Source organism: Dolichospermum circinale AWQC131C, assembly GCF_000426905.1.
Taxonomy (GTDB): Bacteria; Cyanobacteriota; Cyanobacteriia; order Cyanobacteriales; family Nostocaceae; genus Dolichospermum; species Dolichospermum circinale.
In genome coordinates this window covers 121,330-135,370 of record NZ_KE384612.1, presented here as the reverse complement: position 1 = coordinate 135,370, position 14,041 = coordinate 121,330, and the positions used below count along the sequence as shown (strand labels likewise).

Genomic DNA, 14,041 nt, shown 5'->3' with positions numbered 1-14,041 from the left:
TTATCAATAACATTACTATTATTTGGTTTGAGTATGACTAATTACATTAACCAGAAATTGAAGATTCTTTTTGTAAATCCAGAATTAGCTGAGTTAAATCGTCACTACTTGCCTGGTAAACATTACCACAAAAGTCACAAATTGCCTCCGCACCATTATCTTTAACAATCATGTCCTCAAGTTCAGCCTCTCCCAATATTTTCAACGCCCCTAGCACCCGCTCAAAAGAGCAACCACAATGAAAGCGTAGCATTTGACTTTCGGGAAATATGTTTAACCCCATATCTCCTAACAAATCATGCAATATCTCCGGCAATGTTTTTCCCGCTTGTAGTAGTGGTGTAAAACCGGATAAAGCGGAAACTCTGGATTCTAAAGTTGCTACTAGTTCTTCATCTTGAGCCGCCTTAGGTAACACTTGTAGCAATATTCCCCCGGCTGCTGTTACCCCCTGTTGTCCCACAAATACACCCAAAACTAACGCCGAAGGAGTTTGTTCCGAATTTACGAGATAATGGGCTACATCGTCACCTATTTCCCCAGAAACCAGTTCCACTGTACTAGAGTAAGGATAGCCATAACCAATATCTCGGACTACATAAAGATAGCCCCCACCCACAGCAGAACCAACATCCAGTTTACCTTTGTGATTGAGGGGTAATTCTACAGATGGATTACCGACATAACCCCTCACAGTTCCATCTAAACCTGCATCTGCTAATATACCACCTAAAGGACCATCTCCCTTAACGCGAACATTCACCCTAGAGCCTTGTCGTTTCATGCTTGAAGCCATTAACAAACCAGCCGCCATTGTTCTTCCTAGTGCTGCTGTGGCCACATAGGACAATTTATGGCGAACTCTTGCTTCTTCCGTTAACCGGGTGGTAATCACACCTACTGCTTTAATCCCACCATCCGCCGCTGTCCCACGAATTAATTGATCTGCCATGAAAAACCTTACAATTCTTTACAAGGTGACTTTTGTATTTTAGCTTAAACAGTAGAAGCCGTTGATTAACCCATTACCCATTACCCATTACCATGCTAGGTACATTTCAACAAAGCCAAATTCGCATCGAAATTCCAGCATCAGCCGATGCTATTCATGATAGTATTCTTCATCCAGTACAGTTGAAAAAATGGCTGTTAGGACAAAATTTCCCCCCAGAAATGCCCACAGAATTGCTACCAGGCTTTGAATTTACTACTTGGACAGGACCTGTATCCATTCACCATCGAGTAGAGGTCGTAAAACCCAATTGTTTGCGCTTACTCCTCAGTGGAGGCATTGATGGCTTTCACGAATGGTACTGGGGTGAAGGTTGGGTCCAGTCACGCTTAGAAGGTATATCTATGTTACCCCTGAATTTAGGTCAAAGTCTCAGTTTATTCAGCTTGCGTCAGTTTTTAGCCACGATTAAATATTAGACATCTGGTGAAAATTAAATATCGGGTTTCTATTGCTCTTGTAGAGACTTATACAATTTCAATACAGAATAGCTGAATCAAACAAGGAGTGGTGAGCAGAGATTTGGAAAACTTTATATCAGGTAACTAAAGATTAAAAAATTACCCCCATTCCCGACCATGAAATGGAGATTCACTGTAACTTTTTTGACTTTTTCAACATTATCTGAACAGCAAATTAACTGTTAATGTTAATTAACATCTAGTAATTTATAGTCTCGGAGCAATTTCGTGTTTTCAGCACTCAATAATTCCCGCAGGCTATCAATCTCATTTAATATCTCAATTTCCCGTCTACATTCTTGTTGTAAAATTGATAGGTAGCGCTCGCGCTGCTTTTCTGTTTTGGCCTCTTTGAGCATACAAATGGCCATGTTAATGTTAGAAACAGGATTGGATAAGTCTATAGAAACTTTTCTTAACAGGCTTTCTCGAACCTGTGCCAGTTCATTGGAGTTTTGTAATTCAAGCTGATTGGTTTTGATTTCCTTTTCCAGTCTTGCTGACTTTCGAGCTTCTTTTAGATAGGCTTGACCGGGAATTGAACGTTTTTGCAACCTAGCTTTTACTGCTTGTAATATTTCCAAAGGCTCAAAAGGTTTAGTAATATAATCATCAGCACCTAAACACATACCCTGACGTAAATCACTGCGGTTAGCTTTGGCGGTAAGAAAAATCAGGGGGATATCAGCACACTTGGGTTCTTGTCGCAGTTTTTGTAAAACCTCATAGCCATTGAGTCCTGGCATCATGATGTCACAGATTATTAAATCAGGATTTTTACTTTTAGCTAATTGTAACCCAGTTGTTCCGTCTACAGCGGTAATAACATTGAAATCCGCCAATTCTAAAATTTCTTGCAGATTTGAGAGAATTTGAGTTTCATCCTCGATTACTAAAATTAAGCTCATAATTCAAATTTGACCTCTATAGGACTTATCTATGTATATTTATAGTATATTTATGGCAATTTTTCTGATTTCATTCATTTAATAACATAAAGTTCAGTATACACTAAATTGTACATACTGAAATTTTAAATAATTATTAAGTAATGAACTTTGCTACTGATAAAAATTCTTTTTTTCTGTCATTATTGTTATAATAATAGCATCTGCTGTAGTTTAATGGATACGCCTAAGTCAGTTATTAACCACCCTGAATGAAATAATGAAGAGCCATAGCCCGAATATATTAAAAGAAATACCTCTGAGATTAGTCTTAATTGTTCCCTTTGTATTACAAATTGTCGGGGCTGTGGGCTTGGTTAGTTATCTTTCATACTATACTGGGGGTAAGGTACTGGAAAATATGGCTAAAGAATTGATCACAGAAATTTCTGACCACATTGATCAGCGTCTAGATGATTATTTGGAACACCTAATACAAACTAGCGAAAATAATGTGGCTCTGATTAAATTAGGTATTATGAATTATCAGGATTTAGCCACGGTAAAAAACTATTTTTGGCGGCAGTTACAAATAGTTGATCAGATAAATGATGCGGCTATTGCTACGGAGCAGAAAAAATTTTTGGCGGTAGCTAAACAAAAAAATGGATCTGCGATGATTATTCTCAGAGATCAGTCAACTAATTATAAATTGAATACCTACTTCACTGACAATATAGGAAATTACGATCAGTCTAAAAATATCATTAGCTCCCAAACCAAATTCTCTAAAGATATTCGATCAAGTAATTGGTATCAAGCAGCGAAAAATGCAGCAAGAGAGGGAATTTGGCACTTTGTTGTTTCAAGAAATAACCACAATGAACCAATTTTAATTATTGCCTATTTATTAGCATTCTTTGATCAGAATAATACTTTTCAGGGAGTTGTTAGTACCTCTATTCCTCTATCTCAACTAGAGGATTTCCTCCGAAAATTGAAAATAGGTAAGACCGGTCAAGCTTTTATTTTAGAACGGAGTGGGTTATTAGTTGCTAGTTCCACTGGTGAAGATCCTTTTCTTTTAGGTTTATCAACTTCTTTCAATTTTTCTAAAGCAGATAATTTGAGTAAATACAGATTAAATACACTGAACAGTCGTAACGATCTAACTCGGGAAACAACTCAAAACTTACTAGCACATTTCCAGGGAATTGAGCGAATAACAACAAAACAAAACTTTATGTTTATCTCCAAAAATGGGCAACGGCATTTTGTCGAAGTTATACCAGCGTCGGTTCATAAAAATTTAGATTGGCTAACAGTTGTTGTGATTCCTGAAGCCGATTTTTTTGAAGAAATGAAGAAAAATACCAGTTGGAATATTATATTGTATGGTCTAACCATTCTAATTAGCGCTGGGATTGGTTTGATGATTACTAGATGCGTCACTAAATCCATTTTACAGTTAAATAAAGCCACCCAAACTCTAGAACTGGCAAACTGTCAACCATTTTGGAAAGAATCAGATCTTGCTTTAATGGAAGTTAAATGTATTAAAGAATTGGTAAATCTGTCCAATTCCTTCAAGAGAATGGCTATTCAATTACAATCATCTCTGATAACTTTGGAGGAGCGAGTTCAAGAAAGAACTACAGAATTAATCATTGCTAAGGAAAAAGCTGAAATAGCAAATCAAGCCAAAAGCGAGTTTCTTGCTAACATGAGCCACGAATTGCGTACACCCCTAAATGGCATTTTAGGCTATGCCCAGATTTTGGGACGGACACAACTTACTCAGGAGCAACAGCGGGGAATTGCTGTGATTTATCAATGTGGTACACACTTGCTGACCCTGATTAATGATATCCTGGATATTGCCAAAATTGAAGCCCGGAAAATGGAACTTGATCCTGTACCTTGTTATTTACCATCTTTATTACAAGGAGTAGCAGAAATTGCCAAAATTAAAGCAGAGGAAAAAAGTCTAGACTTTATTTACGAACTGGTAGGAAATATGCCATCAGGAGTTATTTTAGATGAAAAGCGGGTTAGACAAGTTTTATTAAATCTGTTGAATAATGCTGTCAAGTTTACAAACAGAGGAAAAGTAATTTTTAGAGTTATTATTGATAATAATGAGATAAAAACATTGACATCCTCTTGTGTGAAAATAAAGTTTCAAGTTCAAGATACTGGAATTGGTATGAACTGCGAAGAATTAGAAAGAATTTTTATGCCCTTTGAACAGACAGGAACATCTAAACAAAAAACAGAAGGAACAGGTTTAGGTTTAGCAATTAGCAAAAGTTTTGTAGAAATGATGGGTAGTCAACTGGAAGTTAACAGTGAATTGGGAAGTGGCACTTTATTTGAATTTGAGATTCAGTGTTCTTTAGCTGATAACTGGGCTAAAGCTAATACTATGACTAATTTAGGTCAAATTGTGGGATATGCTGGCCAGCGTAGACAAATTTTAGTAGTTGATGATCGTTGGGAAAATCGCTCTGTAATCTTTAGTTTACTTGCTCCCTTGGGTTTTATAGTTATGGAAGCTAATCATGGTGAAGAAGCTTTACAAAAAGCTATGGAAAATCCTCCTGACCTGATAATTTCTGACCTAAAAATGCCGATTATGGACGGGTGGGAAATGCTGACTCAAATACGTGAATTAGCCGAGTTGAGAGACACAATCGTGATCATTTCTTCTGCTAGTGTATTTGATACAGACCGTCAAAAAAGCTTGATCAGCGGTGGCCAGGGTTTTTTACCTAAACCAGTAAAAGCAGAAGAACTTTATTGGATATTAGCCCAACAACTTCATTTGAACTGGATTTATGCAGAATCTGCCGTAACTGACACAGAAATATCCGTGTCAGTTACTGATAAAAAAATAGTTGTACCACCTGCTGCTGACTTAGGCATATTGTTAGAGTATGCTATGCAAGGACAAATTAGAGAAATAACTCATGAACTAAACCGTCTGGAGCAAAACGGTGAAGTCTACCGACCCTTTATAGATAAAATGACTTTGATGGTGCAAGGATATAAAATTGTTAAGATCCGTGAGTTTCTCCAAAATGTCAGTAAACAATAGACATCTCTACCTAAATGGTGTACTCTAGAAGAGAGCATGATTAAATAAAAAACATCTTTAGGATAATTTAAGAAAATACATATTAAAACTTAGTGTATCTCTAGTTAAAAAAATACCATTCATAATTGATAAGTCATAAGGAAAAGATCTTGAAAAATTTACATAAGCAGGCCATAATTTTAGTAGTTGATGACAATCCCACCAATTTAGAAATTCTTGATCATGCTTTGACTCAAGAAGGCTACAAAGTGCGAATCGAAGCCGAGGGTTTAAATGTCATCAAACAAGCTCGTTTGAGTATTCCTGATTTAATCCTGTTAGATATTATGTTACCTGATCTAAATGGATTTGAGGTTTGTAAGCAATTGAAATCCGATCCCTTGACTGAAGGTATACCTATAATTTTTATGACAGCCCTAGCTGATCCTGTTGATAAAGTTAAAGGGTTAAATTTAGGTGCTGTGGACTATATAACTAAACCATTTCAAAAAGAGGAATTACTGGCTCGTGTGCGTGGCCATGTGCAGTTACGACAATTAAATAAAACTTTAGAATTACAGAATCAACAACTTATAGAACTTAAAAATGAACTAGAAAATCGCGTTGCTGAACGAACAGCAGAATTAAGTCAGGCTTTAGAAAAAGAAAAGGAATTAAATCAACTAAAATCCCGGTTCATTACCATGGCCTCCCACGAGTTTCGCACCCCTTTAGCGATTATTTCCTCATCATCGGGTATTTTACAAAATTTTAGCGATCGCCTCAGTGAAAAAAGAAAACAGGAACATCTAGAAACAATCCAAAATACAATCAAACATATCATCCAAGTCCTTGATGATGTCTTGATGATTAACCAAGCTGAAGCTGAAAAAATAGAAGTAAAACTAGAACCATTAGATATTATTAAGTTTTGTCGTCATCTCAAAGAGGAAATAGAAGCTAGTTTTAGATCTCATGAAATAGATTTTTATATAGATTTAGGTGATGAAATTTTCAACAATTATCAGCTTGTTCTGATAGATAAAAAATTGTTGCGGCAAATTATCACCAACCTCCTGACTAATGCTATTAAGTATTCTCCCGATCACAATTTAGTTAACTTTAGTTTATCTAGAGAAGATCACCAACTCATCTTTAAAATTAGTGATTATGGCATTGGTATTCCCGCAACTGACCAAGTTCATTTATTTGAGTATTTTCAGCGCGGATCTAATGTTGGGACACTTCCTGGTACAGGTTTAGGTTTGTCCATAGTCAAAAAATGCGTAGATTTGCACGAAGGGGAAATTACCTTCCATAGTGAATTAGGAAAGGGAACAGTATTTACAGTGATTCTTCCCTTTTTAAAGGGGTAAAAACTTAATCAATCAGCAGTTGTTTGTCCATGGTTTCACGTAAATTAGAGATTTCTAAATTCACTTTTGTGATACTGAAGTCTGCAAATTTGAACACATAAGTGCTATGTAGACTAATTACTACGCAAAGACTTAATTATTCTATTAATCAGATCACTATGTTAAGTCATATTAGTTTATATTATAAAAAAGAAGTGTAAATTAATGGGAATTGACCGTGTGTTGTATTTAGCAGAATTACAAAAACTAAAAACTGGCTTACTTGGTGTTACTGGCAAAACTGAACTAAAACTGCTCGCTTGTCAACACAATGAACAAAATTGGAGTCCAGTACCGAAGGAAGTGATTGTTTCTAATAAAACAGATAAGTTCAATCATGGGGCTTTGGTACTGGTAGAATTAAGCGCCAACCGTCAAATACAGCGAATTGAAGAGGCAAATCTTACCTTGGTCAATATTTTGCAGAATTTTTCCCGACAGGTGGCCAGGTTTAAGCTTAAGGAAAGTGAAATTGAGCAGTGGAAATACTCACTGAGGATTCAGGCTGAAGAATTCAATCGTCGGCAAAACGAAATAGAGTCACGCTGGCAAGAAATACAATCCCTAGAAAACGAGTTTCAAAATCTAGATAGAAAAAAACAGCTAGTTGAGACATCTCGCACAGAAATTGACTATTTACGAGCAGAAATGGAACGGAGTCGCCAAGATTTAGAAGGTGCTTGGCAGCATTTACGGGGTGAACAACGCCGTTTGCAAGAAATGACATTGAACTCCCAACAGACTCAGATGATAGAAGAGATTTCTGGGGTATTCGGTGATTCAGTTAATGGTTTATCTAGTGAAACTACTACGGTAGAAACAATTAGGGAAATTCTCAATTCTGCTTTTGCATTTATTGACAAGCAGCAGGATAATATGAATCTATACTGGCAAAGGTTGGATATAGAGAGTCATGCAGCCAAGCAACAGCAAAACAGGACAGAGGAACTCCTGCAAACTCTCAACTCTTGCCAAGAGGAACTCCAACAAGCAGAGAATGATCTAACACAGCAAATCAACCAAGTCCAATCAAAAACAGCCATTTTTAACAGTAAACGGGAATTGACTGTGATGCTGAAACGATGTCTGGGAACTGAGGAAGAATTTTACCAAAAGCTTTACACCTTGGCCGCTTACATGGATTTTGGATTTTCTAAACAGGTAGATGTAGAAGCTTTACAGCAAATACCTTTGGAAGAATTAAAAAAAATGGTGCAAGACTCAGTGGAAAAGTTAGATAGGGATTCTGAATTTGTGGAAGCACAAGAGCAAGAACTCAGATATAAACAGGAACTCATAGCAAAACTTCAACAACGAATTCAAGATTCTTACGGTCAAGAAAAGATAAACTTAGAATCAGAACTAGCTGAGGTAGAGGATATCTACAAAATGCTCAACAAAAGCCTGATTGGACAAAGATGTAATTTGATTGATCAGCAAAAAAATCTTCGGAAACAACAAATTATATTACATCAAAAACAAGGATTTTTGACTAACTTAAAAGGTGAATATGCTGATTTAGGATTGGTGGTTTTACAGTTGGAAACCCACAAGCAGGAAAGATACGAGGAAATTAAAAACCTAGAGAGTTATATCGCTCAAATCCTAATTGCTATTGAGGCAGATCAACAGACAATTGATCTTCAAACCCAGAAGGTAGAAAGAAAGCGTCAAGAAGTCAAATTCATAGAGGAGGAAATGCTGAATTTACGCACAGCAACTAATGAATCTTGCGGTCGAATTAATGTTTATCAAGAAATACTACAATCTCTTCAGGATGATCTTGATGGATCACGAAACCAATTACAAAAAATTGCTCAATTTTTAGAAGACATTTGCAAGTCACCCTAGATAAGAGTTAGTAGTAATTAGACAAAAAATATCAAGGCAGTAATTATAATTTATGTCCCCAGTTGACAATTACACTCCTTCCTACAGACAATCAGAATCAACACTTCAAAGTCATTAATTTTTATCTGCATTTGTGATGTAAGATATTTTGACAATAGTATTAACTATTTGTGCAAAATTAATTCCCTATTGGGAAATTCTGTATCCTTTACCAGACAAAGAAGATAGTTAAATGAAATGTGCAATTTATCCTGTATGACTACTCATCTCTAGATTAGTTCCTGATGCCAAAAATAAACGAAACTCTGTTGTCTTCTGGTCTGTAACCTCAGCAGACATAGATCCTCTTTATTATTCTAGATTTAATTTTATATGTATCTAGGATTTGCTGATAGTCTAAGTGGCGTAGTCACAAAAGTCACCTTTAATACCAGGTAACATAACAGGATTTATTTTGCTATGTTGAACATTTTCTTAAAGATACTACACTTGTATTACTACTCTGTATATATCTGTAAGGAGAAAAAATCATGCAAACCATTACACGCACTTCAACAACTGAAATGGAAGTTACTAGTATTCGTCTAGAACGACAACTAAAGGATAAACTTAAAGATATGGCTGGTAATCAAGGATATCAGTCTCTAATTCGAGATATCCTATGGAATTATATCCAGCAAAAATCTGGTGAGTGGCAACCGCGTTTTTCTAAATCTGATATTCGCGCTAGTATTTCTGCTATAGCTGAACAACAACAACGTTGTGTCCTCACGGGTAAATTAATTGAACCACAACAGTCCATGCTGTTAGGATTGACCAGAAATGGTGATATGCTTCCTCTAAGCCTGGAGAGTTTATCTGGCTAGTTGGAAATTTTAGTTAATTTTACCCATTTATACCCATGTAATTGGGTAAAATACCGCTTAAAAACTAATTTTAAACATTTGACTATGGCTACACCAGGTCAGCTATTAACTCGGATGCAAAATATCAGCCTTATGGGTTATTTATAGGGAAATAGAATAAAAAACAATGGTAACTGATTCTTCTACACTCAGCAACAATATTTCTCCTGAAGAAAACTTAGATACCAATGAAGTAGCTATTCAGGTTGATAAATTATCAGACAGACAGCGACAAATTAGTGCTACAATCCAAATTCCCCAACCAGTAGAAAAAGTTTGGCAAATTCTCACGGACTATGAATCATTACCTGATTTTATTCCCAATCTCGCCAAAAGCACTCTTCTGGAACATCCCCATGGAGGCATTCGACTGGAACAAATTGGTAAAGCGAGTTTACTTAATTTTAAATTCTGCGCCCGTGTAGTTTTAGATTTAGAGGAATCATTCCCCAAATTAATCCAATTCAATATGGTAGAAGGGGATTTTAAAGGGTTTTCTGGTTTTTGGTGCTTAGAGCCTTGTTTCCTCAGTGAACAACAAGGTACTACTCTTTGCTACACCATCCAAGTTTGGCCTAAACTGACTATGCCAATCTCAATTATTGAACGTCGCCTCAGTCAAGACCTGCAAGCCAACCTCTTAGCAATTCGTCAACGTTCTCTAGAAACCATCCTCTAACAAATTCTCTCGTTACAGGAACTACAAAAAAGAAAAACCTAGAAATAATAAAAGGATAGAAAAAACTCTATCCTTTCTTCAATACCCCCAAGGGAATTCGAATCCCTGTTACCTCCGTGAAAGGGAGGTGTCCTAGGCCTCTAGACGATGGGGGCTTGTTTTTCATCACTTTAAATAATATAGCGGATTTTTTTGAGGATGTCAATAGGTTGGGAAAAAATTTTTTTTAGCAGTCTGGGAAAGGGTTATAGGCACCAGCAGGGGAAATAAACTGCTGACGGTTGGACAAAATCTACTAAAATTTTAGTGAGATAACTTTGTGGGCGCTGTTTTCCTATGGGCGTTGCTGATTTAAGGTGTGAAAATGATATTTGTTGATATCCAAATCCTTGTAGAGACGTGACCTGGGTAGGGGCTCTCATATCTACACCTAAATTCATACTTGGTTTGGGCAACGCGTCCTATGAAGGTCTCCAGATACTCTTGTTTACCAGTTTCCTTGCTATATGATTCTGTACACAGGATTTTGATTTGAAATCTATGGCTCAAAATCTACAACATGGAAGCACCTTTTGAAATCACCATCCAGATGGTGATCACTGTTTTTGCGGGCATTAGCGCCCAGGTAATGGCTGCATATTTCAAGCTGCCTAGTATTGTCTTGCTACTGCTATTAGGCATTCTTTTGGGCAAAGACGGTTTAGGACTATTGCAACCGCACTTACTAGGGGCGGGATTAGAAGTGATTGTTTCCCTAGCAACAGCAATCATTTTGTTTGAGGGTGGACTGAAATTAGATCGGCAAGAGTTGGGCAAGGTTTCCGTTAGTTTACAGTTACTTGTGACACTGGGAACAATGATCACTCTGTTGGGAGGTAGTCTGGCCGCTCACTGGTTGGGTGAATTTCCTTGGAATATAGCTTTTCTCTATGGGTCTATTGTTGTTGTTACTGGTCCAACTGTAATTGGTCCATTAATTCAACAAATTAATGTAGATAGACAAGTAGCAACGCTATTAGAAGGAGAAGGGATTATCATTGATCCCGTGGGTGCTATTTTGGCCTATGTAGTCCTAGATACAATCTTAAACGGTGATACAGATCCGATTAATGCCATTATTGGTCTCCTCTTACGTTTCGGTGTGGGTGCGGGTATAGGTGGTATTGGTGGCTACTTAATGAGTTGGATCTTCAAACGTGCCAATTTCATTTCCTTTGAACTGAAAAATCTGGTTGTACTGGCAATGTTATGGGTATTATTCACCCTAGCACAAATCATCCGCAGCGAGTCGGGAATTATGACTACAGTGGTGGCTGGTGCGGTATTTGCTAACTCTTCAGTTCCCGAAGAACGTTTATTGCGAAGTTTTAAAAATCAACTTACCATTCTCAGTGTTTCTGTTTTATTCATCCTCCTAGCGGCTGATTTATCTATTGCCAGTGTCTTGGCTTTGGGTTGGGGGAGTTTATTGACTGTTTTGGTGTTAATGTTTGTCGTGCGTCCCATTAATATCATTTTTTGTACTTGGAATAGTGACTTAAATTGGCGACAAAAACTATTTTTAAGTTGGGTTGCACCCAGAGGCATAGTTTCCGCTTCTGTGGCTTCTTTATTTGCCATTTTACTCACCCAACGCGGTATTAATGGTGGTGACTCAATTAAGGCTTTAGTGTTTTTAACAATTATTATGACAGTTTTTTGTCAAGGTTTAACCGCTGGCTGGTTGGTTAAATTGTTAAGAATTAGTTCTCAAGACGCAACCGGGGCGGTAATTGTGGGCTGTAATCCTTTGGGTTTATTAATTGCTCGCTTTTTTCAAGAACGGGGAGAAAGTGTGGTGATGATTGATACTGATCCAGAACGTTTAGCCCAAGCGGAAGCCCAAAATCTGCGGGTAATTGCTAGTAGTGCTTTGGACGGGGAAATACTCGAAGAGGCCGGAATTGGTTCAATGGGTACTTTTTTGGCAATTACAAGTAATGGTGAGGTAAATTTTGTTTTAGCGCAACGGGCTGCTGAGGAATTTAATCCCCCCTGTGTTTTAGCTGCTTTTCCCCGTCACCCTCAAGGTTCTCCTGTGGTTAATAGTAAAGTTGATCAGGCTTTTGTTGCTGATTTACCAATAAAAACTTGGAATGAATATTTAAGTAATGGACAAGTTAAGTTAGGTGTAACTACATTAAATGTGGCAGAATTTGCATCTCAACAGGAACATATACAAGAAAAAATTCAGGATGGGATTTTAATACCTCTTTTGCTAGAACGGGAACAACGTTTACAGGTCATGTCAGCTACTCAAGAATGGGAAATTGGCGATCGCATTATTTATCTATTATATGATTCCCGTCCTAATCTTTTAAAATTGCTCTCTGGTGCGAGTCAATCTACACCTTTAACGGTGGAAACATTAGCAGAAGTCGAAGAAATCAGGAGCAAAAATACTAATGTTTAAAGATTTCTGTAATTTAAATATCCATTATCTCTAATATTTGTAGAGACGTTCCATTATCTCTAATATTTGTAGAGACGTTCCATGGAACGTCTCTACATTATATAACGTCTGTACATTTGATTTTTTTACTCCCATAATCTTCTTCCTGCTTTCCCTTGTAATCTTTCATGGGTATCTTTTAATAAAGCAGGAATATCTAAATTTTCTGGACATTTGGGTAAACAATCACCACATTCTGTACAACGGTTGGCTTGCATTCCTGGAAACCAATGACCGGCTTTTTCAAACATTCCATAACGATATTGTCCATAATCTGTCATATTGTAGGCTACGGCTAAATTTCTTAATCTTAAAACTTCGGGAATATGAATATTTTCGGGACAGGGTAAACAAGCATAACATTGACTGCATTTATCAGTTAATAAAACATGATTTTGCTGAGTTTCTAATCTTTCTAAAATGGCAATCTCCGCTTTTGTTAATTCATTTTTATCAGCAAAAATTTCGGGAGATATTACTAATTCTTCGGGTTTTGCAGGTCCTATACTCAAGGTAGTAATGCGTTTGTCATTGAGTAGAAAACGATAATTAAAATCTAAGGGTGTGAATGGATGACACAGTTCTTTTAATGTTGGGGGAGGACTATATAATTTTCCCCCTTTATCAGCAGGAGAAATAATAAAAACCCCCATATCTTTCTCTATTGCTAATTCAATTGCGGCGGTATTACGTTGAAAAAAATAGTAATAATGGAGATTGACAAATTCAAAAAAATCTGTATTTATAGCGGCTAAAATTAGATCTAATGCACCATGGGTAGAAAAACCAATATGTCTGACTCTGCCATCATTTACAGCTTCTTGTACAGCCAGCATACAACCGTTTTTTGATTGTACCCATTCTAAATGTTCCCACGTATTTAATCCATGAATTCCCAGACAATCTAAATAGTCTAAATTTAACTCTTTTAAAGATTCATCAATATACAGACGCATGGTATCAGCATCTGCTGTAGGCGGAATTTTGGTAGTAATATAAAGTTGATGACGAGGTATTGATAAACCAGCCTTAATAGCTTTAGCCAAATATGCTTCGCTATCACCATAACCTCTAGCTGTTTCTAGATGATTAATTCCTAAAGATAAAGCTTTTTCAATGGTTTGCTGGACATTTTCGCTGTCAGTTAAATAGCGCATTGTTCCCAACGAAAAAACAGAAAGATGTAAGTTAGTTTTACCAAAACGACGATATTGCATGACTCTAGTTTATCCAGTTAAGTAAATGATGGCTGAGTTGAGGAAAG

General features: G+C 36.8%; 10 protein-coding genes and 1 tRNA gene. 7 read left to right on the top strand and 4 right to left on the bottom strand.

The annotated features are described in order from the left end of the window. Positions 1–46: 46 nt before the first annotated feature. Positions 47–952: an Hsp33 family molecular chaperone HslO gene (gene hslO, locus ACIR131C_RS0111625; RefSeq protein ID WP_028090327.1), complete on the bottom strand. Its 906-nt coding sequence runs from the start codon at positions 950–952 to the stop codon at positions 47–49. A gap of 92 nt (positions 953–1,044) precedes the next feature. Here hslO and ACIR131C_RS0111620 point away from each other — a divergent pair, with 92 nt between their 5' ends. Next, positions 1,045–1,431: a hypothetical protein gene (locus ACIR131C_RS0111620; RefSeq protein WP_028090326.1), complete on the top strand. Its 387-nt coding sequence runs from the start codon at positions 1,045–1,047 to the stop codon at positions 1,429–1,431. A gap of 230 nt (positions 1,432–1,661) precedes the next feature. Here ACIR131C_RS0111620 and ACIR131C_RS0111615 read toward each other — a convergent pair whose 3' ends face one another. Beyond that, complete coding sequence (locus tag ACIR131C_RS0111615) at positions 1,662–2,381, bottom strand: response regulator transcription factor (protein WP_028085229.1); 720 nt, start codon at positions 2,379–2,381, stop codon at positions 1,662–1,664. 259 nt (positions 2,382–2,640) lie between these two features. On the opposite strand from ACIR131C_RS0111615, the gene ACIR131C_RS0111610 reads away from it, so the two are divergent. The 5 genes from ACIR131C_RS0111610 (at position 2,641) to ACIR131C_RS0111585 (ending at position 10,286) form a co-directional block, all read left to right on the top strand. Next, a complete protein-coding gene (locus tag ACIR131C_RS0111610; RefSeq protein WP_035371885.1) occupies positions 2,641–5,457 on the top strand; it encodes an ATP-binding protein in 2,817 nt (938 codons plus the stop codon). Positions 5,458–5,606: 149 nt separating this feature from the next. After that, a complete protein-coding gene (locus ACIR131C_RS0111605) occupies positions 5,607–6,812 on the top strand; it encodes a hybrid sensor histidine kinase/response regulator (RefSeq protein ID WP_051347548.1) in 1,206 nt (401 codons plus the stop codon). A gap of 204 nt (positions 6,813–7,016) precedes the next feature. After that, entirely contained in the window at positions 7,017–8,702 is a 1,686-nt protein-coding gene (gene hmpF, locus ACIR131C_RS22580; RefSeq protein WP_081677190.1) for a pilus motility taxis protein HmpF, read from the top strand. A gap of 530 nt (positions 8,703–9,232) precedes the next feature. Then, on the top strand, positions 9,233–9,568 hold the full coding sequence (locus ACIR131C_RS0111595; RefSeq protein WP_028090323.1) for a ribbon-helix-helix domain-containing protein: 336 nt from the start codon (positions 9,233–9,235) through the stop codon (positions 9,566–9,568). A gap of 166 nt (positions 9,569–9,734) precedes the next feature. Continuing rightward, a complete protein-coding gene (locus ACIR131C_RS0111585; protein WP_028090322.1) occupies positions 9,735–10,286 on the top strand; it encodes an SRPBCC family protein in 552 nt (183 codons plus the stop codon). Between the two features lie 82 nt (positions 10,287–10,368). On the opposite strand, the gene ACIR131C_RS0111580 is transcribed toward ACIR131C_RS0111585, so the two are convergent. Then, positions 10,369–10,441, bottom strand: a tRNA-Glu gene (locus tag ACIR131C_RS0111580). Positions 10,442–10,845: 404 nt separating this feature from the next. Between ACIR131C_RS0111580 and ACIR131C_RS0111575 the strand changes: the two genes are divergently transcribed. Then, positions 10,846–12,738 carry a cation:proton antiporter gene (locus ACIR131C_RS0111575; RefSeq protein WP_028090321.1) on the top strand — a complete coding sequence of 631 codons (1,893 nt, stop codon included), beginning with the start codon at positions 10,846–10,848 and terminating at the stop codon, positions 12,736–12,738. Between the two features lie 125 nt (positions 12,739–12,863). On the opposite strand, the gene ACIR131C_RS0111570 is transcribed toward ACIR131C_RS0111575, so the two are convergent. Further along, positions 12,864–13,994, bottom strand: coding sequence for an aldo/keto reductase (locus ACIR131C_RS0111570; protein WP_028090320.1), 1,131 nt, complete (start codon positions 13,992–13,994; stop codon positions 12,864–12,866). Positions 13,995–14,041: the final 47 nt, after the last annotated feature.

Excerpts from the sequence above, each read along its gene's own strand:
- hmpF (WP_081677190.1), top strand. The coding sequence starts at position 7,017 with ATGGGAATTGACCGTGTGTTGTATTTAGCAGAATTACAAAAACTAAAA.
- ACIR131C_RS0111575 (WP_028090321.1), top strand. The coding sequence starts at position 10,846 with ATGGAAGCACCTTTTGAAATCACCATCCAGATGGTGATCACTGTTTTT.
- ACIR131C_RS0111615 (WP_028085229.1), bottom strand. The coding sequence starts at position 2,381 with ATGAGCTTAATTTTAGTAATCGAGGATGAAACTCAAATTCTCTCAAAT.
- ACIR131C_RS0111570 (WP_028090320.1), bottom strand. The coding sequence starts at position 13,994 with ATGCAATATCGTCGTTTTGGTAAAACTAACTTACATCTTTCTGTTTTT.
- ACIR131C_RS0111620 (WP_028090326.1), top strand. The coding sequence starts at position 1,045 with ATGCTAGGTACATTTCAACAAAGCCAAATTCGCATCGAAATTCCAGCA.
- ACIR131C_RS0111585 (WP_028090322.1), top strand. The coding sequence starts at position 9,735 with ATGGTAACTGATTCTTCTACACTCAGCAACAATATTTCTCCTGAAGAA.
- ACIR131C_RS0111595 (WP_028090323.1), top strand. The coding sequence starts at position 9,233 with ATGCAAACCATTACACGCACTTCAACAACTGAAATGGAAGTTACTAGT.
- hslO (WP_028090327.1), bottom strand. The coding sequence starts at position 952 with ATGGCAGATCAATTAATTCGTGGGACAGCGGCGGATGGTGGGATTAAA.
- ACIR131C_RS0111610 (WP_035371885.1), top strand. The coding sequence starts at position 2,641 with ATGAAGAGCCATAGCCCGAATATATTAAAAGAAATACCTCTGAGATTA.